The following is a 22387-nucleotide window of genomic DNA, read 5'->3' as shown; positions in this document are numbered from 1 at the left end:
GGCCGTCACATAGTGTGACACTGTAGTGATATCGCGGCCGGGCGGTATGGCCCGGCAACAAACCCGAGGGAGCCTGCATGCCGACGAAGAAGGTCCTAGCCGTTGTTCTGGCCGGTGGGGAAGGCAAGCGACTGATGCCCCTCACCGCGGATCGAGCCAAGCCCGCCGTTCCGTTCGCCGGAAGCTACCGGCTCATCGATTTCGCCCTGTCGAATGTCGTGAACTCCGGGTACCGCAAGGTCGTGGTGCTGACGCAGTACAAATCGCACAGCCTCGACCGGCACATCTCGGAAACCTGGCGCATGTCCGTGCTGCTCGACAACTACGTTGCTTCCGTCCCCGCCCAGCAGCGGCTCGGCAAGGACTGGTTCCTGGGGTCGGCCAATGCCATCTACCAGTCCCTCAACCTGATCCACGACGCAAAGCCGGACTACGTCGTGGTCGTGGGCGCCGACCACGTCTACCGCATGGACTTCTCCGACATGCTGGAGGCACACATCAAGGCCGGCGTTTCAGCATCCGTGGCCGCTGTCCGCCAGCCCCTGGAGCTCGCCAACCAGTTCGGCGTCATCGAGGTCGACCCCACGCGTCCGGACCGTATCGGCGCCTTCGTCGAGAAGCCCGCCACCACACCCGGCCTGCCGGACGACCCGGGCAACTTCCTGGCGTCCATGGGCAACTACATCTTCAACACCGACGCGCTCATCGCGGCTCTCGAGGAAGACCACTCGCGCCAGGACACCAAGCACGACATGGGCGGGGACATCGTTCCGCATTTCGTGGAGCGGGGCGACTGCGGCGTCTACGACTTTTCGGCCAATCCCGTTCCCGGCGAGGACCACGGGGCGGGACGCTACTGGCGCGACGTGGGGACCCTGGACTCCTACTACGACGCGCACATGGATCTCATCGCGCCGATACCTCAGTTCAACCTGTACAACAAGGACTGGCCGCTGTTCACCCGGCAGACCACCTCGCCGCCGGCGAAGCTGGTGCGGGCCGCGGACGGGAGCCACGGCGAAGCCCACGATTCCATCCTCGCCGCGGGTGTCCTGATTTCCGGCGCCCGGGTCGAAAACTCCGTGCTGTCCACGGATGTCCGGCTGGGCAACGGCGCCCACGTCAGCGGCTCCGTGCTCCTGGACAACGTGGTGGTCGGCGAGGGTGCGCGCATCGACCGGGCGATCATCGACAAGAACGTGGTGGTACCGGACGGGGCGGAGATCGGCGTCGATCCGGCCCGCGACCGGGAACGGGGATTCACCGTGACCGAGTCCGGCATCACGGTCCTGAGCAAGGGCCAAGTCGTCATGCCATAGTCCGGCGCGCCTGGCGGTAGAGTTCTCGGGTCATGACTGATGCCCAGAACACCTTCTCCACGGAGGACCTGCAGGCCTGCCTGCGCGTCCTCGCCGCCGTCCATGTCCTGCCGGACGACGACGAGCGTTTCGTCGCCGTCCGGCACGCCACGGGCAAGATGTTCAAGGCGGTGAAGAAGCACCGCCGGACCACGGCACGGCTCGAGGAACTGGAGGCCGACCGTCTGACGATGGAGCGGACCGCCACGGGCGCCGCGGACCGGTTGGACGACGAAACCGAAGGGCTGCCCTTGGCCTCTTCGGCCGAGGGGGCAACGGCCGGCGAATACCGCCAACCGCGCAAGTGCTACGTCTGCAAGCAGGCTTTCACCCGGGTGGACGCGTTCCACCATCTGCTTTGTCCCGACTGCGCCGCGGATGGCCGGCACTGGCGCGAGGCGCGGGCCGATCTGACGGGCCGGACAGCGCTGCTGACCGGGGGCAGGGCAAAGATCGGCATGCACATCGCGCTTCGGCTCCTGCGCGACGGGGCACACACCACCATCACCACCAGGTTCCCCCGGGACGCCGCCCGCAGGTTCGCGGCGCTGCCCGATAGCGGCGACTGGCTGCACCGCCTGCGGATCGTCGGGATCGATCTCCGGGACCCGTCGCAGGTGGTCTCTCTGGCCGAGCGGATGGTCGCGGAGGGGCCGCTCGACATCCTGATCAACAACGCCGCCCAGACCGTCCGGCGCTCGGGCAACGCATACCGGCACCTGATCGAGGCCGAGTCGGTTCCGTTGTCCGAGTCGCTGAACCCCTCGCGTGGCGGACCCCAGGTCTGGGGCGCCGGCCATGCCCCCGAGGCGCATCCCCAGGCGTTGGCCGCCGCCTTCGACCTGGCGTCCGGAACCATGGACACGTCGCGGTCCGTGGATCCGGCGAGGCTCGCCGAACTTGCGATGACGGCCGGCTCGGCCTCGCTGGAGCGTATCGCCGCCGGCACCGCCATCGATGCCGGCGGACTCGTTCCGGACCTCGTGAGTGAAAACAGCTGGACCCAGACACTCGGAGAGGTGGAGGCGCTCGAGCTCCTGGAGGTCCAGCTGTGCAACGTCACGGCCCCCTTCCTGCTCGCCAGTCGGCTGAGGCCCGCCCTGGCCGCCGCGCGGTCGCGCCGCAAGTACGTGGTCAACGTGTCCGCCATGGAGGGCCAGTTCTCCCGCCGGTACAAGGGCGCCGGACACCCGCACACCAACATGGCGAAGGCATCCCTGAACATGCTCACGCGGACTTCGGCCGAGGAGCTCTTCCAGACTGACGGCATCCTCATGACGGCCGTGGACACCGGTTGGATCACCGACGAGCGCCCGCACGACTCCAAGATCCGGCACGCCGCGGAGGGCTGGCACGCGCCCTTGGATCTCGTCGACGGCGCGGCGCGCGTCTACCAGCCCATCGTCGAGGGCGAGCGCGGGGTGGACCTCTACGGCTGCTTCATCAAGGACTACCGGCCCTCCGAATGGTAGCTAGGCGACCCGCGTGACCAGCACGCTCACGGTCAGGGTGGCGTCGCCCCCGCCAGCCTGGATGCCCTGCAGCGGGCTGACGTCGCGATAGTCCCTGCCGCGCGCCACGGAAACGTGGAGGTCCCCGGCGGGCTTGTGGTTCGTGGGATCCCACGAGCGCCATTCCCCGTCCCACCATTCGATCCACGCGTGCGACTGTCCGGCAATCGTCTCCCCGATCGCGGCATCGGGCCGGGGATGGATGTATCCGGACACGTAGCGGGCCGGGATCCCCAGTGCGCGCAACGCGCCGAGGGCCAGATGCGCCAGGTCCTGGCAAACTCCGCGCCGCTCGCGCCACGCGTCCTCCGCGTTGAAGTGCACGCCGGTGACTCCCGGCACGTATTCCATGGTGCCGCGGATCCAGGCCAACACGGCCTGCGCGGCCTCGTGCGGCGTCCTCAGGTCGCGGAAGCCGGCCACGGCGTCCCGAACCTCGCTGCCGGGCTCGCTGAGCCTGGACTGCGGAAGCCAGTCTGCGTAGTCGTCCATGGCGTCCTGATCGTCGACGACGTCCCACGAGACGATCGCGTCGGGTCCGGACGGGCGCTCGGTGCGGTGCACCTCGACCGTTGCCTCGGCGTCGACCTGGAGATAGTCGTGGGTGCTGGCCATGTCGAAGGACGTGACGCGCGTTCCCCAGTAGTCCCGGTGGTTCGCGGGAACGGCCACCGACGGCAGGACCGAGACGGTACTCTCCAGCACCACCTGCTGCGCGTCCGTCAGCGGAGACATGCGCGCCTCGTTGTAGGACAGCGCGACCCGACCGGAGTAGTCGTAGCGGGTGCGGTGGTGGATCTTGAGTCGTGTCATGACATCTCTCCTACCCATGCGGTGTCTACGGCCCGCGAAAAGTACTTGCGGCTGATGGCGTCCGAGGTCTGGGCGCAGGCCTTCTGCACGCGTTCCATGTGCTCCGGCAATTCCAGCAGCAGGTCCTCGGACTGGTGGAACTCGAGGAACGACCGTGCCTGGCCGACAATCCGGCGCGCATCGCTGTGGAACCCCATGCGCTGGCTGGAGGGATCCAGCCGTTTCAGGCACTCCTCGGCCTCGGTCAGGGAGTAGACGATGGAGCGCGGAAACAGGCGGTCCAGAAGGAGGAACTCGGCGGCGGACTTTTCGCCGAAGGCCGCGCGCTCGGTCCGCAGGAACGACTCATAGGCACCCGCGCACCGGAGCATGTTCACCCACGACAGCCCGGAAGCCTGGGCGTCTGCGGTGGAGAGCATCCGCGCGGTCATGTCGGCCTTCTCCAGCGAGCGGCCCAGCATCAGGAAGTTCCACGACTCGTCCTTGCTCATGGTCGTGTCGGCCGAGCCGCGCACCATGGCCGTGCGCTCGAGCACCCAGTGGCAGAACCGGAAGGTCCCGACGACGTCCTTGCGGTGCTGGCCCAGTCCGTACCAGGTGGCGTTCAACGTCTCCCAGAGTGCCGACGAGACGGTCTCTCGCGCGCGGCGCGCGTTTTCCCGCGCCGCGCCAAGGGCGCCGGCGATCGACGCCGCGTTGGCCCGGTCGTAGGCCATGTGGTGGAGCAGGTCGGCCAGGTCGAAGTCCTCGCCGTCGGAGCGCACGCCCATGACCGCAAGCAGTTCCTGCGAGGCGGTGCGCTGCTCGGCGAGCGGCATCTGGTTCAGCCGCTCCAGGTGGACGTCGAGGATGCGCGCGGTTCCGTCTGCGCGCTCTATGTAGCGACCGATCCAGAAGAGTGATTCCGCGATGCGGCTCAGCATGCTGGTCTCCCGTTCATGACGCGGTGGATGGATGTTCCGTACGTGGCGGTCACTGCTGCTCCTGCTGCTCTCCCGGGGCGGCGTCGCGCTTGCCCACCTCGATCGGCCAGACGTTCCTGCGGCGCCGCGAGGCCGCCGCCTCCGGCGACGCCGCCGGTCGCTTTGCGGGCGAGGACTCGTCAACGACCCAAGTATCCTTCGATCCTCCGCCCTGGGACGAGTTGACGATCAGGGAACCCTCCTTGAGCGCCACCCGGGTCAGGCCGCCGGGCAGGACCCAGACGTCCTCGCCGTCGTTCACCGCGAAGGGGCGCAGGTCCACGTGCCGGGGGCTGAAGCGGTCGCCCGCCATGGTCGGCACCGTGGACAGCTGCAGCACGGGCTGCGCGATCCAACCCCGCGGATCATTGAGCACCCGCACACGCAGCGCGTCGAGTTCCTCGCGGCTCGCGTCCGGACCGATGACCAGACCCTTGCCGCCGGAGCCGTCCACGGGCTTGACCACCAGTTCCTCCAAGCGGTCCAGAACCTCCTCGCGGGCCTCCTTTTCCTCTAGCCGGAAGGTGTCCACGTTCGGGATGATCGGGTCCTCGTGCAAGTAGTAGCGGATCAGGTCCGGAACGTAGCTGTAGACCAGCTTGTCGTCGGCGACGCCGTTGCCCACCGCGTTCGCGATGGTCACGTTCCCGGCGCGCGCGGCGTTGACGATGCCGGGACAACCGAGCACCGAGTCGGCGCGGAACTGCTGCGGATCCAGGAACTCGTCGTCGATCCGCTTGTAGATGACGTCGACGCGCTGCTCGCCCTCGGTCGTGCGCATGTACACGCGGTTCCCGCGGCACACGAGGTCGCGTCCCTCGACGAGTTCCACTCCCATGAAGCCCGCCAGCAGAGTGTGCTCGAAGTACGCGCTGTTGAAGACACCAGGGGTGAGGACCACCACGTTCGGATCGTCGACGCCGCCGGGCGCGGTCTTGTGCAGCGCGGAGAGGAGGCGCCGCGGATACTCGTCGACGCCGCGGATGTTCTGCTGGCCGAAGGCCTCGGGAAGGCCCTTGGCCATGGCCCGCCGGTTCTCCATGACGTAGGAGACGCCGGAGGGGACGCGGACGTTGTCCTCGAGGACGCGGAAGGTCCCTTCCTGGTCCCGGACGACGTCGATGCCGGAGACGTGGACGCGGACTCCGCCGTCCGGCCGGAAGCCGTGGACCTGGCGGTGGAAGTGGGCGCTGGAGGTGACAAGCCGCCGCGGGATGACCCCGTCGGCCACCACGTTCATCTTGTCGTAGACGTCGTCGAGGAACGCCTCCAGCGCCAGGACGCGTTGCTTCACCCCGCGCTCGAGGATGTCCCAGTCCGCGCCGGAGATCACCCGCGGGACGATGTCCAGCGGAAACGGCCGCTCCTCCCCCGCGAAGTCGAACGTGACACCGCGGTCCAGGAAGGTGCTGGCCATGGAGTCGGCGCGCGCCGCGACGTCGGACGGCGTGAGGCGGCCCAGCGCGGCCGACACCTGCCCGTATACCTCGCGCACACCGTGGTCGCGGCGGAACATCTCGTCGAACGCCGCGGAGCGGCCCTGCGCCGCCGCGTAGTCCTCAAATAGATCTGACATAGGCTCAACCTTGTCATGCCACGGGCACCCGGCGCATCCAAAGACGGTCAATTCGGATGAGGCATTGTGCCTGCCGCCCGCACCACCCACCTCGGAAAGTCCAGAATGCCGTCCACTCCCCGCCCGTCCCGGCCCGGCCGGCGGCCCCTCGCGGCCGTCGCACCCGGCATCTTGGCCGCGGGTGTCGCCGTAACCCTGGCTTTCCTCGCACACGGCGTTTTCCCGTGGATGCCGGCGCTCACGGTGTGCGTTGCGCTGGGGGTGCTGGCCTCGAACGTTCCCCTGCCGGCCGGGGGCCGAGTCCTGCGGCGCGGGCTCGCTCCCGGAATGGGATTCGCCGCGCAGCGGCTGATGCGCGCCGGGATCGTGCTGCTGGGCCTGCAACTGGTGGTGTCTGACGTTGCGGCCCTCGGGTGGGGCGGGGTGGCCGCGGTACTGGGGGTCGTCGTCGCCGCCTTCGCCGGCACCTGGGCGATGGCCCGCCTCTTCCGCCTGCCGGGCGACCAGCCCGTCCTCCTCGCCGCCGGCTTCTCGATCTGCGGCGCCAGCGCGATCGGCGCCATGGCCCACGCGCGAGGGACGCAGCGCGATGCCGCTGTCCCGCTGGCCCTGGTCACCCTCTGCGGCACCCTGGCCATCCCGCTGCTTCCCGCCCTGAACTCGCTCTTGTTGCTCGGCCCGGTGGAGTTCGGCCACTGGGTCGGCGCATCGGTGCACGACGTCGGTCAGGTGGTCGCCACGGCACAGACGGCCGGGTCGGCGGCCCTGGGCGCCGCCGTCGTCGTCAAGCTGGTCCGGGTCCTGGCCCTGGCGCCCGTGACGCTCTGCGGCGGCCTGGCGGCGCGTCGGTCCGGGGAGGTGCCCGGAGGCGAGCGCGTACCGCTGGTGCCGCTGTTCGTGGTGGGCTTCGCGGCCATGGTCGCCCTCCGTTCGACGGGCTGGGCGCCCGAGGGCCTGCTGGATGCGGCGCGCGCGGCGCAGGAGGCCCTGCTCGGCGCCGCCCTCGTCGGGCTCGGCTACGCGATCAACCTCCGGGTCTTGTTCCGCAACGCCGGGCGCGCGACGGCAGCCGCCCTCTCCGCCTGGTTCATCGTCGGGGCCGCAGGCCTGGCGGCCGCTCTACTTCTCGCCGATTGAGGCGGCCCCCGTACCGGATTCCCCCAACTGTGATCTAAAACACTCATTTCATGCTTTAATGGGCGGGTGGAAGACGAACTTGGGGGACATGTTCAAACCAGCAACCAAAACCTCGGACGCGAGGAGGCCGCCACGCGCGCGCGCATCGTCTCCGTGCTGGCCTACGACGTCGAACTGAACCTCGCCGACGCCCGCGACCCCTCCGTCTCCGGCTACCGTTCCCAGACGACGGTGCGTTTCACTGCGGAGCCCGGCGCCTCCACATTCCTTGACTTCATCCACGACGGCGTCGAAAGCGTGGTCCTGAACGGACGCGAGCTGGCCCCGACCGACGCCGTCGTCGGTTCCCGCGTGCTCCTCGACTCGCTGGCGGCCGAGAACACCGCCGTCGTCCTCGGCACGGCGCTCTACAGCACCAGCGGCGAGGGCATGCACCGCTACGTCGACCCGGCCGACGGGGAGACATACCTCTACACGCAGTACGAGCCGGCGGACGCGCGCCGGGTCTTCGCGAACTTCGAACAGCCCGACCTCAAGGCGGAGTTCACGTTCTCGGTGACCGCGCCGGCCGCATGGCACGTGGCGTCCAACTCGCGGGTGGCGCGGAGGGACGACCACGGCGACGGCACGGCGACGTGGCGATTCGTTCCGACGGCACGCATGTCCACCTACATCACGGCGCTTATGGCCGGCCCCTACCATTACGTCTCCGACCACTGGACCGGGCGCACCTCCGACGGAACGGTGGTGGAGGTCCCCCTCGGGTTGGCCTGCCGGGCCTCCCTCGCGCCGCACTTCGATGCCGACGCCCTCTTCGGCACCACCAAACGCGGGTTGGACTTCTTCCACGAGATGTTCGACTACCCGTATCCCTGGGGCAAATACGACCAGGCCTTTGTGCCGGAGTACAACCTGGGCGCCATGGAAAACCCCGGACTGGTCACGTTCACCGAGTCCTACGTCTTCACCTCCCGCGCCACGGAAGCCCAGTTCGAGGCGCGCGCCAACACGCTGATGCACGAGATGGCCCACATGTGGTTCGGCGACCTCGTCACCATGCGCTGGTGGGACGACCTGTGGCTGAAGGAATCCTTCGCGGACTACATGGGCACCCTCGCCGTGGACGAGGCAACGGCCCACGAGACCGCATGGGTGACCTTCGCGAACCGTCGGAAGGCCTGGGCGTACGTGCAGGACCAGCTTCCCACCACGCACCCGATCGTCGCGGACATCCCCGACCTCGAGGCCGCGAGGCAGAACTTCGACGGCATCACGTACGCCAAGGGCGCCTCCGTGCTCAAGCAACTGGTGGCCTACGTGGGCCGCGCGGATTTCACCGCGGCGGTGCGCTCCTACTTCCGCCGGCACGCCTTCGGGAACACGACCCTGGCCGACTTCCTCGACGAGTTGGAAGCCGCGTCCGGCCATGACATGCGGGCCTGGTCCGCGGCCTGGCTGGAGAGCGCGGGAGTGCCCGAACTCGCCGTCGAGCTGGTTCAGGACGACGCCGGGACGGTCACGTCCGCATTTCTGACCCAGGCGTCCGAGGACCCGGCCACCGGACGTCAGACGATGCGGCCCCACGTGATGCGGCTCGGGGTTTTCGACCTGCGAGGGGGCGCGCTCCTCCGGACGGAGTCCTTCAACGTGGAGGTCGCCGGCGCCCGCACGGAGCTGCAGCAGCTGGTGGGCGGCCGCCGCCCGGCGCTGGTCCTTCCCAACGACGCGGACCTCACCTACGCCAAGGTTCGCTTCGACGACGTCTCACTCGCCACCCTCCTCGGCCACCTGGACACCCTCGACGAGCCGCTCGCGCGCGCGACGGCATGGGCTTCCCTGTGGAACATGGTCCGCGACGGCGTCCTGCCCGCACCCCGGTTCCTGGACGCCGTCCGGAGAATGGCTCATTCGGTGCGTGAGGCGGGTGTCCTGCAACTGCTGCTGGACCAAATGCGCGCGGCGGTGCTCGACTACTGCGCCCCCAGCCTGCGCGGCCGGGAACACGCGCTCACGGTCGCGCGCATCCAGGAGCTGGTCGTGGCGGCGGAACCGGGCTCGGACGCGCAGGTCGCCTTCGCGCGGTGCCTGGCCGCGCTGGCCCGCGACGGAGGCGCGGATTCCCTGGTGGCCGGCCTGCTTGACGGGTCGCGCACGGTTCACGGACTGGCAGTCGACGAGGAACTGCGCTGGGCCCTGCTGCAGGCCGGCGCGGCCCGCGGGTTCGTGGACGCGGCCACCCTCGACGGCGAATTGACGCAGGCGCCCACGGCCGTCGCGTCCGTCGGCCATGCCCTGGCCCGCGCGGCCCGGCCCGTTGCCTCCGTGAAGCGAGAGGCCTGGAACACCGCGCTGAGCGGAGTGGGTGCCGACGGGTTCGCCCTGTCCAACGACGCGCTGACCGCTACCGTCCAAGGGTTCCGCATCGGCGGGCACGAACTGCTCGACGGATACTACGCCGGGTATTGGCCGGCCCTGGACGGCATCTGGTCCTCCATGAGCATCGGCCAGGCAACGCGCGTGGTCCAGGGCCTCTTCCCGTCCCATCAGGACCACCTCGGCGGAGACCCGGCGATGCACCCCGTGGTGCTGGAGGCGGACGAGTGGCTGGGAGACCATCCCGGAGCCCCGCGGGCCCTGCGCCGCATCGTGGTGGAACAGCGCGACCACCTGGCGCGCTCCCTGCGCGCCCAGGCGGTGTCGGTGACGGCTACCGCGGACTAGTCCGGCGGCCGCCACCGACCGTCGGCGCGCGTCCAAGCGGGCGGCACGGGGGAATCCCTCCCCTGGGGCCAACATCCGCCCCAACAACAAAGGGACCCCCGAAGGGGTCCCTTTGTGGCATGTGCCTGAAGACTACTTCTTGCCGCCGAAGTTCTTGAAGCGTGCGTTGAAGCGCTCGACGCGGCCGGCGGAGTCCATGATGCGCTGCTTGCCCGTGTAGAACGGGTGCGAGGCGGCGGAGATCTCGACGTCGATGACCGGGTAGGTGTTGCCGTCCTCCCACTCGATCGTCTTCTGGGACGTCGCCGTGGAACGGGTCAGGTACTTCTCGCCGGAAGCCAGATCGTGGAACACGATCGGCGCGTACTTCGGGTGTGTATCAGCCTTCATGCGTAAACCTTTGTTCGAGCCACTGGATTTTGCCAGCCGCCATTCGGAATAAGACGCTCCGTTCGACACGGAAGCGACTTTCCACTATAGCCCACGGAACTGCCGCGTCCCAAGTCGCCGCAGCGGCCACCGCCCTACCGGGCGCGCAATTCCCAGAACGCGACGGCGGAGGCCGCGGCCACGTTCAGGGAGTCGACTCCGGGGCGCATGGGAATCATGACGGTGCGCGCCGCCGAACCCAGAACGGCCCCGGAGACGCCGGCCCCCTCGGTGCCCAGAACGAGGGCCAGCCTGTCGATATCCTCATCGGCGACGGCGTCGATGGTCGAGGCGTCTTCCGCGAGTTCCAGCGCCGCGATCGTGAACCCTGCGTCCGCGAGAAGTTCGAGGCCGCCGGGCCACGACTCGAGCCTGGCCCACGGAACCTGGAAGACGGCTCCCATGCTCACGCGGATGGACCGCCGGTAGAGCGGATCAGCGCACAGCGGGGTGATGAGCACCGCATCGATCCCCAGGGCGGCCGCCGACCTGAAGATGGCCCCCAGGTTCGTGTGGTCAACGATGTCCTCCAACACGGCCACCCGGCGGGCACCGCGCAGGAGGTCCGCGACGCCTAGCGGGGCGGGACGGTTCATGGCCGCCAACGCGCCGCGGTGCAGGTGGAAGCCGGTGATCTCCTCGAGGACGCCGGGGGCGCCAACGAAGGCGGGCACCTCCGGATGCGCGTCGAGGATGTCGGAGAGGCCCTCGACCCATTTCGGCGCCAGGAAAAAGGACCGGGGGACGTGACCGGCGGCCAGCGCCCGCCTGAGTACCTTGGAGCTCTCCGCAATGTACAGCCCGCGCTGCGGGTCCGTCCGCTGGCGCAGCGCCGCGTCGCTCAGTCGCACGTAGTCGGCCACCCGGGGATCCTCGGAGGACTCCAGCTCGACGATCGGCATCAGCCGTTGACCAGCTTCCCGATCATGGTGGCCAGCGCGACGAGGCCGAGGACCACGATCACGCCGCGCAGCCAGACCGGCGACAGCCGGCGTCCGATCCGTGCCCCAAGCAGGCCGCCGACCATGGAACCGACGGCGATCAGCAGAACCACCAGCCAGTCGATCCGGCCGAACGCGAAGAGCAGGTAGGAGCACGCGGCAATCAGGTTAACGGCCAGGGACAAGACGACCTTGATGGCATTGGACTGCTGCAGGGAGCCGTGGAAGAAGACGCCGAGCACACCCATCAGCAGGACTCCCTGGGCCGCCGTGAAATAGCCCCCGTAGATGCCAATCAAGAACACCAGCACGAACAGCACCGGTGGCAGTCGCTGCGCGTCGGCGTCGTGCGGGTCCACGTGCTCCAGCGCCTGCCGGCGCTTGGCCCACAGCGACAGCTTGGGCTGGAACACCACCAGCAACACCGCCACCAGAATGAGGGCCGGCGCCACGTAGCCGAAGACCTCTTCCGGCAGATGGAGCAGGAGGAACGCGCCCGCCAGGCCGCCCACCAGCGAGACCGGCAGGAGCTTGAGCAGCGTGCGCGGAACGCTTGCCGCCTCGCGGCGGTAGCCCCAGGCCCCGGAGAACCCTCCGGCCACGAGACCCATGGCGTTGGAAATGATCGCATTCACCGGCGCGTAGCCCAGCGCCACGAGCACCGGGAAGGTCACCAGGGATCCGGATCCCACAATGGTGTTGATTGTTCCGGCCCACAGGCCGGCCATGAGAATGAGCGCCTCGCGCCAGAACTCCACGGCTGCTACGCGTCAGCCGCGGGGGCGCGCGACGGCGCTGTAGCGTCCACCCTCGGAGGCCACCTTCAGCGGCACGTCGAAGGCGGCGCCGAGGTTTTCCTCGGTGAGGGTCTCGTCGATCGGGCCTGCCGCGACCACGGCTCCCTCGCGCAGCAGCAGCGCGTGCGTGAACCCCGGGGGCACCTCCTCCAAGTGGTGCGTCACCAGGACGATGGCGGGCGCGTCGCCATCCGCCGCGAGTTCACCGAGGCGCGCGACGAGGTCCTCGCGCCCGGCGAGGTCGAGACCGGCTCCGGGCTCGTCCAAAATCAGGAGTTCCGGATCCGTCATCAGGGCGCGGGCGATCTGGACACGCTTGCGCTCGCCTTCGCTTAGGGACGCGAACGGCCGGTTGATCATGGTGGACATCCCCCAGTCGTGGAGGAGGGAGAAAGCGCGGCGCTCGTCGACCTGCTCGTATTCCTCGCGCCATCGGCCGGTGGTGCCATAGGAGGCGGTGACGACGACGTTGAGCACCGTTTCGTGCTCGGGGATGTGGTTGGCCAGGGCCGCGGAGGACAGCCCGATCCGCGGGCGGAGTTCGAAGACATCCACCGCCCCGAGGACCTCCCCCAGGATCCCGGCCAGCCCGGACGTCGGGTGCATCCGCGTCGCCGCGATTTGCATCAGCGTGGTCTTGCCGGCGCCGTTTGGACCGAGGACCACCCAGCGTTCGCCGTCCCTGACCTGCCAGTCGACGTCCTTCAACAGCCTCTTGCGCCCACGGACCACGTTGACGCCGGCGAAACCCAGCACTTCACTCATGGGGAAAACACTAAGCCAGTGGCCGCCGAAACAACCAAACGCCGGGCCGGAGGGGCGCTGGTTTCGGCCGTCACGATTCGCGTAGCCGTCCCGGCAGGCGGGAGAATCTCCACATGCACAGATCAGCGTTCGTCGTCCACTACGCCCCCCGGGAAACCCAGGCGGCCCACTCCGGCCCCGACGGCGTGGAACCCGCCGGCCTCGCGGAGGCCATCGCACGCGCCGGATTCACGATCTCCAGCCACGAACCGTTCTCTGACGCCGGCTCCAGTGGCGCCCGCCTCGGCGTCGACGGGGCCGACGTCACGGCCCTGCGGGCCTCCGTCTCCGCCGCGGCCCCGACCTTCCCTATTGGCGCGGGTGTGGCCGTGGTTCCCGCCGCCCTGTCCGGCGCGCCCAAACTCCTGCTGGTCATGGATGTGGACTCGACCCTCATCCAGCAGGAGGTCATCGAACTGCTCGCGGCGCACGCCGGGCGGGAGGCCGAGGTTGCGGCCGTGACGGAGGCGGCCATGCGCGGGGAACTCGACTTCGCGCAGAGCCTGCACGCCCGCGTCGCAACCCTCAAGGGGCTCGACGCCGGTGTGATCGACGCCGTCCGCGCCGCCGTCGTGCTCTCCCCCGGCGCGCGCGAACTCGTGGATGCGTTCCACGCGGCCGGCCACGCCGTGGGGGTCGTATCCGGCGGCTTCATTCAGGTCCTGGCTCCGATCGCCGAGGACCTGGGCCTCGATTTCGCCACCGCGAACGACCTCGGGGTCCAAGACGGGCGCCTGACGGGCACGGTCCGCGGGGAAGTCGTGGATCGCGCGGCGAAGGAGGCCCGGCTCCGCGAGTGGTCCGCCGCACTGGGGATTCCCCTGGAGCACACCATCGCCGTGGGCGACGGCGCCAACGACCTGGACATGGTCCTGGCGGCCGGGCTTGGCGTCGCCTACAACGCCAAACCCGCATTGCGGGACAGCGCCGGCGCCGCCATCGACTTCCCCCGCCTGGACGTCGTCCGGCACCTCGTCGGGATCTGATTCGCAACGATCCCGCAACGGCCGCGCCGGCACGGGGTTCGCCGCCGCTTTCCGGCGCGCCGGGCGGGCTATTCTTGATGCCGTGGCTTGTGCCTGGCAGGGCACTGGCGTGGACGGAACGGAATGACACAGTGGTGAAGGCGCGGGGAACGAAGCGCGGCGGTCGCGGCACGGGATGGATCGTGGGCGGCTCCGCCGTCGTGCTTCTCGCCGCCGCGTACGCCGGCGGCGCGTGGTTTTTGGGTGGCCAGGTTCCCGCGGGCACCAGCGTCCACGGCGTGGACATCGGCGGTCTGGACGCCGATCGCGCCGCCCAAGCGCTGCGGGAGGAACTCGTCCCGATCGCGGAGCGGGACATCGCCGTCACGGCCGGTGGGCGTTCGGCCACGATCGACCCGCAGTCGGCAGGCTTGGTCCTCGACATCCCCGCGACCCTCGCGGAACAGACCGGTTTCAGCTTGGATCCCGAGGTGCTATGGCACCGCGTCACCGGCGGCGGACCGCTGGCCCCGGTCCTGACCGTCGACGAATCCGCGCTGCGAACCGCGGTCCAGTCGGCCGCGACGAGACTCGACAGCGACCCGATCGAGGGAGAGATCGCCTTCAAGGGCGCCAAGCCAGAGGTCACGGAGCCCGAACCCGGGTCGACCGTCGATACCGATGGTGCCGCGGATGCGGTGTCCGCCGCCTGGTTCGATGCCAGCAACCCCATCGCCCTAACGGCCGAAACCACGGAGCCGGCGATCCCTGCGGAGGCATACGCGGCGGTCCTGAAGGACCAGGCACGGCCGCTCGTTGCCGGCCCCGTCACCATCAGGGCCGGCAACCTACGTGCGGCGTTGGCGCCGGCGGACCTGGCGGCCGCCGCGTCCTTCACGGCCGCCGATGGCACTGTCACCATGAAACTGGACAACGCCGAGCTCGGCGACGCCCTGCTCAAGGCGAATCCGGACATGAGATCCACGGCGAAGGACGCGCGCATCGTCTTGTCCGGGGGACGGCCTGCGGTGGTGCCTGCGGTTCCGGGGCGGGGGGTCGACACGTCCGACCTCGCCGCCAAGATCCTGACGGCCGCCTCGACCGCCAGCCGCACCGCGAGCTTGGAACTCAGCGTCACCCAACCTGAACTCACCACCGCCGAGGCAAAGGCACTGGGCGTCAAGGACAGCCTTGTCCACTTCACGTCGCCGTATCCGAAGTACGACTCCGTGCGCACGAAGAACCTGCGTGTGGGGTCCGCACGGGTCAACGGGGTGCTGGTCCTGCCCGGAGAGACGTTCTCGCTCTCCGAGACGCTGGGTCCCATCACCACGGCCAACGGCTACTTCAACTCCGGCGTGGTCGTGGACGGGTTCTCCTCGGAGGCGGTCGGCGGCGGCCTTTCCCAGATCTCCACCCAGACTTTCAACGCCGGCTTCCTCGCCGGGATGGACGACGTCGAACACCAGCCGCACAGCCGTTGGTTCGACCGCTACCCGGCGGGCCGGGAGGCGACCATCTGGGAGGGCGTCATCGACATGAAATGGCGCAATAACACGGACCACGCCGTGATGATCCAAGCCTGGGTCGACGACCGTGTCCACACCCGCCTCTGGGGCACCAAGAAGTGGGACGTCAAGACCACGACGTCGGAGCACTACGACCTGAAGAACCCGACGACGGTTTACAACGAAGCCGAGGACTGCGCCGAGGAATCCGGTGGACAGAAGGGCTTCACCGTCACCGTCACGCGCGAACGCACCTCGGCGGCGGCGAGTCTCCCGAAGGAGACCCTGAAGTGGACCTACCGGCCGTGGAACAAGGTGGTCTGCGGCGCTAAGCCGTAGGCACGGCAAAAGCGGCCCCCACGCTATGGGGATCCTTCTGGATCTCCGTAGCGTGGGGGCCGCTGGAGCAAACGCCTACTTCTTGAGGAAGTCGCCGGCGCCGCCGACGTATTCGGTGTGTCCCGTCTCGACATCGGCCGTGGCCATGCGCGCGACCTCGGCGCCGAACTCCTCGACGCTGTACAGCTTGCCGGCCGCCTCCCGTCGCGCCTCGATGGCACCGGGCTCCGCGCGGTCCAACAGGGTCGCGGTGATCGTCCCCTCGATCATGTCCCCGGAGACAATCACCAGGGAGATGCCCTTTTCGGAAAGGGCCGGGATGTGATCACGCAGCGCAACCTCGCCGGCGCGCTTGGAGCGGGCCACCGGCTCGTAGGCGTCCATGGTGGCCACATCGTCGATGAAGTGGGCCTGGTGGCTGGTCACGAAGACCACGCGCGAACCCGCTGGCATCTTCGCGGCGGCCGCCTCGAGCATGTTGACTTGCGCGTCCCGGTTCAGGCGCAGGGCGTAGTCCTCCCCCATGCCGGATTCCATGCCCCCGGAGGCGTTGAGAACCAGGATGTCCAGGCCGCCGAAGTTCTCCGTGGCCGCTTCCACCAGGGCGCCGGCGCCCTCCGCGGTGGTCAAGTCGGCGCCGACGGCCACGGCCCGGCCGCCCGCCTCCACGATGCCCTGTACCACCTTGTTTGCGCGCGGGGCCTTCTGGCGGTAGTTGATGACGACTCCCGCGCCTTGCGCGGCCAGCGTCTTGGCGACCTCCGCGCCGATACCGCGGGAGGAACCGGTTACGACGGCCGATTTGCCGGCGAGCTCTGTCATCAAACACTCCTAAGTGTTGTGCGGCGGGGTACGCCGTTGTGGGGATGCTTCAATTGCGCCCACACGGAACGGACGCCTAGGACCATCTTGCCAGCCCCCGAGTCGGTCGCGGTTGTAGGAATCCTCTAAGGAATTCCGGGTACCCGGAGGGGCTAGTGCCCCATGCCGAGCCCGCCGTCGACCGGAATCACCGCGCCGGAGATGTATGCGGCCTCGTCCGAGGAGATCCAGCGCACGACGTTGGCAACCTCCTCCGGTTCCGCGAATCGACCGGCAGGGATGCCCGCAAGGTAGTTTTTCTGCGTCTCGTCCGGCAGCGCCGCGGTCATGTCCGTGTTGATGAAGCCGGGAGCGACGACATTGGCGGTGATTCCCCGCGATCCCAGCTCGCGCGTCAGCGACCGGGCGATGCCCACCAAGCCTGCCTTGGACGCGGCGTAGTTGATCTGCCCCGGTGACCCGTAGAGGCCGACCACCGAGGAAATCAGCACCACGCGGCCCTTGCGCAACCGGATCATGCCCTTCGACGCGCGCTTGATCACGCGGAAGGCACCGGTCAGGTTGGTGTCGATGACGGACGTGAAGTCATCCTCGTTCATGCGCAGCAAAAGCATGTCCCGCGTGACGCCGGCATTGGCGACGACGACCTCCACGGGGCCGTGCTCCTGCTCGACGGCCGTGAACGCGGCATCGATCGATGCCGTATCCGTGACGTCCGCCTTCACTCCGAACAGGCCCTCGGGCACCTCGCCGCTGCGGTAGGTGATGGCCACCTTGTCGCCGTTGGCCAGGAACGCACGGGCGATGGCCAGGCCGATTCCGCGGTTCCCTCCCGTGATCAAGACGCTGCGCGGGGCGGAAGGGGTCTGCGGCATGGGTTTCCTCCGAAAGGGGTATGGCTGGATTCTGAGCCATCCTACCGCCGGGCGCCCTCGGCCGGTTCGTCCCCCGCCGGGCCCGGGTGAGACAATTGGGGCACAGCCGACGGAAGAGCCATGACCAACCCACCGCACATGCAGCACCGACGCCACGATCCGGACGAACCCGTGTTCAGCATCACGGACGCCACCGAGTCGCATTCCTCCGAGATGCGCACCCGCATGGTGAAATACACCATTTCCATGAGCATCCGGCTGGTCTGCTTCATCGCGGCGTTCTTCACGTCTGGGCCCCTGCAGTGGGTTTTCCTCGCCGGAGCCATCTTCCTGCCCTGGTTCGCCGTGGTCGTGGCCAACGGCGGCGCCGACCGGACACGGCAAACCAAGAGCACCTCGCTTCTGGACGCGGCTCCGGCCGCGGCTTTGGACGGCCGGGCCGCCGGGTCCCCGCACCACGCCGACGGGTCGAACGACGGCGGCGCCGACCCAACCGGGTACGCCGAGGACACGCCGGACGACGACACCACTGTGACCCTCGAGGGCGAGTTTGTCGAAGACGATCCGCGCCACCGATCCGAAGGAGACGCCGCATGAGCCTGTTCGACCAGTTGGCGGGAGCGACCGGTCCGGAGACGCCGACCTGCTCGCGGAAGGCCTGCGGGCTGCCGGCCACTCGGCAACTCCTGTGGAACAACCCGCGGATCCACACGCCAGAACGGCGGAAAATCTGGCTGGCCTGCGACGGTCACGCCGAATGGTTGCGCAGCTACCTTTCGGAGCGGGGGCTCTATAGGGAGTCGTTGCCGCTCGATCCGCCCGCCCCAGCCCAGGAGTCCTAGCCCGTGTACCGTTTCCTCGCCAGCACCCGGTGGCTCGGTTGGTTCCTCATGGTCTGCGTTTTCGCGGCGGCCTGCGCGGGACTGGGCAACTGGCAGTTGAACCGCCTGGACGAGGCCCGTGCGGACAACGGGCTGGTCGAAGCCAACTACGACGCCGTACCCATTCCGTTCTCCGACACGGCCGGATCCTTTGAAACGCTCGACGAGGCGGACACGTGGCTTCCCGTCGCGCTGCGCGGCGAATACCTGACCGCGGACACCACGATCGTGCGCAATCGTCCCCTGTCCGGCGCGCCCGGCTACGAGGTGTTGGTCCCCTTCCGCACCGAATCCGGCGCGATCGTGGCCATCAACCGCGGCTGGCTGCCCATCGGAAACGAAACGGCCGGAAGGCCGGACACCGTCCCCGCTCCCCCGCGGGGCACGGTGGACGTCGTCGCGCGCCTTAAGGCCGGGGAGCCGGACGTCCAGCGGACGGCCCCCGAGGGCCAATTGGCTTCGATCGAACTGCCCGAGCTCGAGCGGGTCCTGGGCTACGACATCGCCAAGGGCGCGTTCGGCGTGCTCGCCGCGGAGGAACCGGCACCGGCCGATGCCCCGACGGCCCTTCCCCGGCCCGAGGTGGACGAGGGAAACCACCTGTCCTACTCCCTGCAGTGGTTCGCGTTCGCCGTCCTGGGCTTCATCGGCCTCGGGTACGCGGCGAAGCAGCAGGCACGGATCAACCGCGAGGACCGCGAGACGGAAGCCGAGGCGGCCGCCGCCGGCCTCGAGGTCCTGCATTCGGCCTACCGGGCACCCCGCCGCCGGCAGACCAGGCGCCGCGACGGCCAGCCCACGGACGAGGAGCTCGAGGACGCCTACGTGGACGCCCTCGAGAGCGGACGCGAGCGGTAGCCTCCCGCACTCGGGCAGGAGGCTGCTCCAGTCGCGTTGCTAGGCCAGGGTAACGAGGTCGAGGTAGCTATCGTTCCAGAGGTCCTCGTCGCCGTCGGGAAGCAGCACGACGCGTTCGGGGTTCAGCGCCGCCACCGCGCCCTCGTCGTGGCTAACCATGACGACGGCGCCCGGGTAGTTGCTAAGCGCATTGAGGATCTCCGCACGGCTCGCCGGGTCGAGGTTGTTGGTGGGCTCGTCCAACAGCAGGATATTCGCGCTGGATGCCACGATGGTGGCCAGTGCGAGGCGCGTCTTCTCGCCGCCGGACAGCACGCCGGCGGGCTTGTTGACGTCGTCGCCGCTGAACATGAACGAACCGAGGATGCCACGCACCTCCGCGTCGCCCAACGACGGCGGGGCAGCCGAACGCATGTTCTCCAACACGCTCCGCTCCGTATCCAGCGTCTCGTGCTCCTGCGCGTAGTAGCCGACCTTGAGGCCGTGACCTGGGATGATCCGTCCCGTGTCCGGTTCGGCCACCCCGGCGAGCATGCGCAACAAGGTGGTCTTGCCGGCGCCGTTGAGGCCCAGGATGACCACCTTGGAGCCGCGGTCGATGGCCAGGTCGACGTTGGTGAAGATCTCCAGGGATCCGTAGGACTTGCTCAACCCCTCGGCCATCATGGGGGTCTTGCCGCACGGTGCCGGATCCGGGAAGCGCAGCGCTGCCACGCGGTCCTGCGCACGGACCTCTTCGAGCCCCCCCATCAGGCGGTCCACTCGCTTGAGCATGCTCTGCGCCGCGGAGGCGCCCGAGGCGCGCGCCTTCATCTTATTGGCCTGGGCCAGGAGCGTGCCGGCTTTCTTTTCGGTGTTGGCGCGCTCGCGCTTGCGGGCCCGCTCGTCGGTTTCACGCTGTTCGAGGTAGCGCTTCCACCCGAGGTTGTAGATGTCGATCGTCGCGCGGTTGGCGTCCAGGTGCAGGACCTTGTTCACCGTCGCCTCCAGCAAGTCGGTGTCGTGCGAAATCACGATCAGGCCGCCCTGGTGCGCCCTCAGGAACTCGCGCAGCCACGCGATGGAGTCCGCGTCGAGGTGGTTGGTCGGTTCGTCGAGTAGGAGCGTCTCCGCGTCCGCGTACAGGATGCGCGCGAGCTCGACGCGCCGGCGCTGTCCACCGGACAGCGTGCGCAGCGGCTGGTTCAACAGTCGCTCCGGAAGCGACAGGTTGTTGGAGATCGCCGCGGCCTCGGACTCCGCCGCGTAGCCGCCGTTCGCCATGAACTCGGCCTCGATCCGGTCGTACCGGTTCATGGCCTTGTCGCGGATCTGCGGATCGTCGCTGCCCATCTCGTCCTGGCACTTCTTGAGCTTGCCGACGACGACGTCCAGCCCGCGCGCGGAGAGGATGCGGTCGCGCGCCAGCTGTTCCATGTCGGGGGTGCGGGGATCCTGCGGGAGGTAGCCGACGCTCCCGGTCGAGGTGACCGTGCCGCCGGCGGGAAGGCTTTCCCCCGCCAACACGCGCGTCATCGTGGTCTTGCCGGCCCCGTTGCGGCCCACCAGCCCGATCTTGTCGCCCTTGTCGATCCGGAAGGACACGCCGTCCATCAGGAGGCGGGCTCCGGCGCGGAGCTCCAGGTCGGCAACGGAAATCACGGGGGAACCTTTCGGGTGGGGGTGCAGCGCGTACAACGCAACTACCCATTGTACGCGCGCGGACCGCCTACCCGGTCCAGTGACCCCAATCACGGTCCCGGGAGTAGTCTCTTGCCATGAGTTTCAACGACGACGCGCGTCTGGATTCCTCCCGTGTCCGCGACTCCCGCGGCAGGGGCGGCCGGGGCGGGAAGATCGCCGTGGGCGGTGGCGGGATCCTGGTTCTGCTCATCGCCAGCCTCCTGGGGATCAATCCCGCCGTTCTCGAGGAACTCGGCCTCGGCGGCGGGCAGACGCAGGAACAACCCACCGGGCCGGCCGCCATCGACGAGTGCGAGACGGGTGCCGACGCGAATGCGCGCATCGACTGCCGCATCCTGGCGACCACCGCCAGCCTGGACGCGTTTTGGGTGCCCTACCTCCAGCAATACGACGAAGAGGTGGAACAGCCCGGCGTGGAACTGTTCTCCGAAAGCGTCTCGACGGGATGCGGCACGGCGACGAGCGCCGTCGGGCCGTTCTATTGCCCGGCCGACCGCTCGGCCTACTTCGACACCGGGTTCTTCGACGATCTCGAAACGCGGTTCGGTGCCGACGGTGGATTCCTGGCCGAGGAGTACGTCGTGGCGCACGAGTACGGGCACCACATCCAGAACCACATCGGCACGCTGGCCGCCTCGCAGCAGGGCGGCACGGGACCGACGTCCGGAGCCGTCCGCGTGGAGTTGCAGGCGGACTGCTTCGCCGGGCTCTGGGCGGCCCACGCGGCGGAAACGACAGATGCAGCAGGCCAGCCGCTGATGGACCCCTTCACGCAGGAGGACCTGCGATCCGCGCTGTCGGCGGCGGAGGCCGTGGGCGACGACCGCATCCAGGAGTCCGCCACGGGCCAGGTCAACCCCGAGAGCTGGACCCACGGCTCCAGCGCCCAGCGTCAGACGTGGTTCATGCACGGCTACCGCACGGGGGACATCAACGAATGCAACACCCTCGAGTCCAACGACCTGGACCATCCCTAGCGAGGGCCCCGGGAGCCGACGCAAGCAGCCGGCCCACGGGGTGGACCGGCTGCTTGAGTCGTTTGGATTTTCCGCAGGTGGCGTTAGATGTTGAAGCCGAGCGCCCGCATCTGGTCGCGGCCGTCGTCGGTGATCCGTTCCGGACCCCACGGCGGCATCCATACCCAGTTCAGGCGGTATTCGTCCACGACACCGCTGACCGACTGGCTGACCTGCTCCTCGATGACGTCCGTCAGGGGGCACGCCGCCGTCGTTAGCGTCATATCGATGAGCAGCGCACCGTCCTCGGCGTACTTGAGACCGTAGAGCAGGCCAAGGTCGACCACGTTGACCCCGAGCTCGGGGTCGATGACGTCCTTGAGCGCCTCTTCGACATCCTCGAGCGGCGCCTGGGCGGCGCCCTGTGCAACGTTGTTCTCCGCGGTCATGG

At 68.8% G+C, this 22387-nt stretch carries 21 protein-coding genes; 10 read left to right on the top strand and 11 right to left on the bottom strand.

Features of this window, described 5'->3' with window-relative positions:
* Positions 1-77 precede the first annotated feature (77 nt).
* Positions 78-1319, top strand: a complete 1242-nt coding sequence (gene glgC / locus ACHAAJ_RS01605) for a glucose-1-phosphate adenylyltransferase (RefSeq protein WP_435726101.1) — start codon at positions 78-80, stop codon at positions 1317-1319.
* Positions 1320-1351: 32 nt separating this feature from the next.
* Positions 1352-2830 carry an SDR family NAD(P)-dependent oxidoreductase gene (locus ACHAAJ_RS01600; protein ID WP_435726100.1) on the top strand — a complete coding sequence of 493 codons (1479 nt, stop codon included), beginning with the start codon at positions 1352-1354 and terminating at the stop codon, positions 2828-2830.
* Here the strand turns inward: ACHAAJ_RS01600 and ACHAAJ_RS01595 are convergent, their stop codons facing one another.
* Genes ACHAAJ_RS01595 through ACHAAJ_RS01585 form a run of 3 tightly spaced genes read right to left on the bottom strand, consistent with a single transcriptional unit; the run spans position 2831 to position 6220 of the window.
* Positions 2831-3682, bottom strand: a complete 852-nt coding sequence (locus ACHAAJ_RS01595; RefSeq protein WP_435726099.1) for a transglutaminase family protein — start codon at positions 3680-3682, stop codon at positions 2831-2833.
* Positions 3679-4605: an alpha-E domain-containing protein gene (locus ACHAAJ_RS01590; protein ID WP_435726098.1), complete on the bottom strand. Its 927-nt coding sequence runs from the start codon at positions 4603-4605 to the stop codon at positions 3679-3681. Before ACHAAJ_RS01590 ends, ACHAAJ_RS01595 begins: the two co-directional genes overlap by 4 nt.
* 49 nt (positions 4606-4654) lie before the next feature.
* On the bottom strand, positions 4655-6220 hold the full coding sequence (locus tag ACHAAJ_RS01585) for a circularly permuted type 2 ATP-grasp protein (RefSeq protein WP_435726097.1): 1566 nt from the start codon (positions 6218-6220) through the stop codon (positions 4655-4657).
* A 105-nt stretch (positions 6221-6325) separates the two neighbouring features.
* Here ACHAAJ_RS01585 and ACHAAJ_RS01580 point away from each other — a divergent pair, with 105 nt between their 5' ends.
* Both ACHAAJ_RS01580 and pepN read left to right on the top strand, forming a co-directional pair.
* On the top strand, positions 6326-7357 hold the full coding sequence (locus tag ACHAAJ_RS01580; protein WP_435726096.1) for a YeiH family protein: 1032 nt from the start codon (positions 6326-6328) through the stop codon (positions 7355-7357).
* Between the two features lie 66 nt (positions 7358-7423).
* Positions 7424-10078 carry an aminopeptidase N gene (gene pepN, locus ACHAAJ_RS01575; protein ID WP_435726095.1) on the top strand — a complete coding sequence of 885 codons (2655 nt, stop codon included), beginning with the start codon at positions 7424-7426 and terminating at the stop codon, positions 10076-10078.
* A gap of 132 nt (positions 10079-10210) precedes the next feature.
* Here pepN and ACHAAJ_RS01570 read toward each other — a convergent pair whose 3' ends face one another.
* The 4 genes from ACHAAJ_RS01570 to ACHAAJ_RS01555 form a co-directional block, all read right to left on the bottom strand.
* The gene (locus tag ACHAAJ_RS01570; RefSeq protein ID WP_435726094.1) at positions 10211-10468 is read right to left on the bottom strand and encodes a type B 50S ribosomal protein L31; all 258 of its coding nucleotides are present in this window, start codon (positions 10466-10468) and stop codon (positions 10211-10213) included.
* 134 nt (positions 10469-10602) lie between these two features.
* Entirely contained in the window at positions 10603-11409 is an 807-nt protein-coding gene (locus ACHAAJ_RS01565; RefSeq protein ID WP_435726093.1) for a TrmH family RNA methyltransferase, read from the bottom strand.
* Positions 11409-12176, bottom strand: a complete 768-nt coding sequence (locus ACHAAJ_RS01560) for a sulfite exporter TauE/SafE family protein (RefSeq protein WP_435726224.1) — start codon at positions 12174-12176, stop codon at positions 11409-11411. Before ACHAAJ_RS01560 ends, ACHAAJ_RS01565 begins: the two co-directional genes overlap by 1 nt.
* Before the next feature lie 42 nt (positions 12177-12218).
* Positions 12219-13010 (bottom strand): ABC transporter ATP-binding protein, encoded by a 792-nt coding sequence (locus tag ACHAAJ_RS01555; RefSeq protein ID WP_435726092.1) that lies wholly within the window; start codon positions 13008-13010, stop codon positions 12219-12221.
* A 113-nt stretch (positions 13011-13123) separates the two neighbouring features.
* Between ACHAAJ_RS01555 and serB the strand changes: the two genes are divergently transcribed.
* Both serB and ACHAAJ_RS01545 read left to right on the top strand, forming a co-directional pair.
* Positions 13124-14035 (top strand): phosphoserine phosphatase SerB, encoded by a 912-nt coding sequence (gene serB, locus ACHAAJ_RS01550; RefSeq protein ID WP_435726091.1) that lies wholly within the window; start codon positions 13124-13126, stop codon positions 14033-14035.
* 131 nt (positions 14036-14166) lie between these two features.
* Positions 14167-15861, top strand: a complete 1695-nt coding sequence (locus ACHAAJ_RS01545) for a VanW family protein (protein ID WP_435726090.1) — start codon at positions 14167-14169, stop codon at positions 15859-15861.
* 75 nt (positions 15862-15936) lie between these two features.
* Here the strand turns inward: ACHAAJ_RS01545 and ACHAAJ_RS01540 are convergent, their stop codons facing one another.
* Positions 15937-16683, bottom strand: coding sequence for an SDR family oxidoreductase (locus ACHAAJ_RS01540; RefSeq protein ID WP_435726089.1), 747 nt, complete (start codon positions 16681-16683; stop codon positions 15937-15939).
* A gap of 152 nt (positions 16684-16835) precedes the next feature.
* Positions 16836-17558 carry a beta-ketoacyl-ACP reductase gene (locus tag ACHAAJ_RS01535; protein ID WP_435726088.1) on the bottom strand — a complete coding sequence of 241 codons (723 nt, stop codon included), beginning with the start codon at positions 17556-17558 and terminating at the stop codon, positions 16836-16838.
* 120 nt (positions 17559-17678) lie between these two features.
* Between ACHAAJ_RS01535 and ACHAAJ_RS01530 the strand changes: the two genes are divergently transcribed.
* Genes ACHAAJ_RS01530 through ACHAAJ_RS01520 form a run of 3 tightly spaced genes read left to right on the top strand, consistent with a single transcriptional unit; the run spans position 17679 to position 19297 of the window.
* Entirely contained in the window at positions 17679-18155 is a 477-nt protein-coding gene (locus ACHAAJ_RS01530; RefSeq protein ID WP_435726087.1) for a DUF3099 domain-containing protein, read from the top strand.
* Entirely contained in the window at positions 18152-18400 is a 249-nt protein-coding gene (locus tag ACHAAJ_RS01525) for a hypothetical protein (protein ID WP_435726086.1), read from the top strand. The genes ACHAAJ_RS01530 and ACHAAJ_RS01525 overlap by 4 nt, the downstream gene beginning before the upstream one ends.
* 3 nt (positions 18401-18403) lie before the next feature.
* Complete coding sequence (locus ACHAAJ_RS01520; RefSeq protein ID WP_435726085.1) at positions 18404-19297, top strand: SURF1 family cytochrome oxidase biogenesis protein; 894 nt, start codon at positions 18404-18406, stop codon at positions 19295-19297.
* Between the two features lie 39 nt (positions 19298-19336).
* Here ACHAAJ_RS01520 and ACHAAJ_RS01515 read toward each other — a convergent pair whose 3' ends face one another.
* Complete coding sequence (locus ACHAAJ_RS01515; RefSeq protein ID WP_435726084.1) at positions 19337-20938, bottom strand: ABC-F family ATP-binding cassette domain-containing protein; 1602 nt, start codon at positions 20936-20938, stop codon at positions 19337-19339.
* Positions 20939-21054: 116 nt separating this feature from the next.
* On the opposite strand from ACHAAJ_RS01515, the gene ypfJ reads away from it, so the two are divergent.
* Positions 21055-21957, top strand: a complete 903-nt coding sequence (ypfJ, locus tag ACHAAJ_RS01510) for a KPN_02809 family neutral zinc metallopeptidase (protein WP_435726083.1) — start codon at positions 21055-21057, stop codon at positions 21955-21957.
* Between the two features lie 83 nt (positions 21958-22040).
* Here the strand turns inward: ypfJ and ACHAAJ_RS01505 are convergent, their stop codons facing one another.
* On the bottom strand, positions 22041-22385 hold the full coding sequence (locus ACHAAJ_RS01505; protein ID WP_435726082.1) for a metal-sulfur cluster assembly factor: 345 nt from the start codon (positions 22383-22385) through the stop codon (positions 22041-22043).
* Positions 22386-22387 lie beyond the last annotated feature (2 nt).

The organism is Arthrobacter arnarulunnguaqae (genome assembly GCF_051262515.1).
Lineage (GTDB): Bacteria > Actinomycetota > Actinomycetes > Actinomycetales > Micrococcaceae > Arthrobacter_N.
This window is presented reverse-complemented; position numbering and strand designations above follow the sequence as displayed.

What these genes read in the sequence shown, in the direction of transcription:
- glgC (WP_435726101.1), top strand. Translation starts at nt 78, where the DNA reads ATGCCGACGAAGAAGGTCCTAGCCGTTGTTCTGGCCGGTGGGGAAGGC.
- ACHAAJ_RS01600 (WP_435726100.1), top strand. Translation starts at nt 1,352, where the DNA reads ATGACTGATGCCCAGAACACCTTCTCCACGGAGGACCTGCAGGCCTGC.
- ACHAAJ_RS01595 (WP_435726099.1), bottom strand. Translation starts at nt 3,682, where the DNA reads ATGACACGACTCAAGATCCACCACCGCACCCGCTACGACTACTCCGGT.
- ACHAAJ_RS01590 (WP_435726098.1), bottom strand. Translation starts at nt 4,605, where the DNA reads ATGCTGAGCCGCATCGCGGAATCACTCTTCTGGATCGGTCGCTACATA.
- ACHAAJ_RS01585 (WP_435726097.1), bottom strand. Translation starts at nt 6,220, where the DNA reads ATGTCAGATCTATTTGAGGACTACGCGGCGGCGCAGGGCCGCTCCGCG.
- ACHAAJ_RS01580 (WP_435726096.1), top strand. Translation starts at nt 6,326, where the DNA reads ATGCCGTCCACTCCCCGCCCGTCCCGGCCCGGCCGGCGGCCCCTCGCG.
- ACHAAJ_RS01570 (WP_435726094.1), bottom strand. Translation starts at nt 10,468, where the DNA reads ATGAAGGCTGATACACACCCGAAGTACGCGCCGATCGTGTTCCACGAT.
- ACHAAJ_RS01565 (WP_435726093.1), bottom strand. Translation starts at nt 11,409, where the DNA reads ATGCCGATCGTCGAGCTGGAGTCCTCCGAGGATCCCCGGGTGGCCGAC.
- ACHAAJ_RS01560 (WP_435726224.1), bottom strand. Translation starts at nt 12,176, where the DNA reads ATGGCCGGCCTGTGGGCCGGAACAATCAACACCATTGTGGGATCCGGA.
- ACHAAJ_RS01555 (WP_435726092.1), bottom strand. Translation starts at nt 13,010, where the DNA reads ATGAGTGAAGTGCTGGGTTTCGCCGGCGTCAACGTGGTCCGTGGGCGC.
- serB (WP_435726091.1), top strand. Translation starts at nt 13,124, where the DNA reads ATGCACAGATCAGCGTTCGTCGTCCACTACGCCCCCCGGGAAACCCAG.
- ACHAAJ_RS01540 (WP_435726089.1), bottom strand. Translation starts at nt 16,683, where the DNA reads ATGACAGAGCTCGCCGGCAAATCGGCCGTCGTAACCGGTTCCTCCCGC.
- ACHAAJ_RS01535 (WP_435726088.1), bottom strand. Translation starts at nt 17,558, where the DNA reads ATGCCGCAGACCCCTTCCGCCCCGCGCAGCGTCTTGATCACGGGAGGG.
- ACHAAJ_RS01530 (WP_435726087.1), top strand. Translation starts at nt 17,679, where the DNA reads ATGACCAACCCACCGCACATGCAGCACCGACGCCACGATCCGGACGAA.
- ACHAAJ_RS01525 (WP_435726086.1), top strand. Translation starts at nt 18,152, where the DNA reads ATGAGCCTGTTCGACCAGTTGGCGGGAGCGACCGGTCCGGAGACGCCG.
- ypfJ (WP_435726083.1), top strand. Translation starts at nt 21,055, where the DNA reads ATGAGTTTCAACGACGACGCGCGTCTGGATTCCTCCCGTGTCCGCGAC.
- ACHAAJ_RS01505 (WP_435726082.1), bottom strand. Translation starts at nt 22,385, where the DNA reads ATGACCGCGGAGAACAACGTTGCACAGGGCGCCGCCCAGGCGCCGCTC.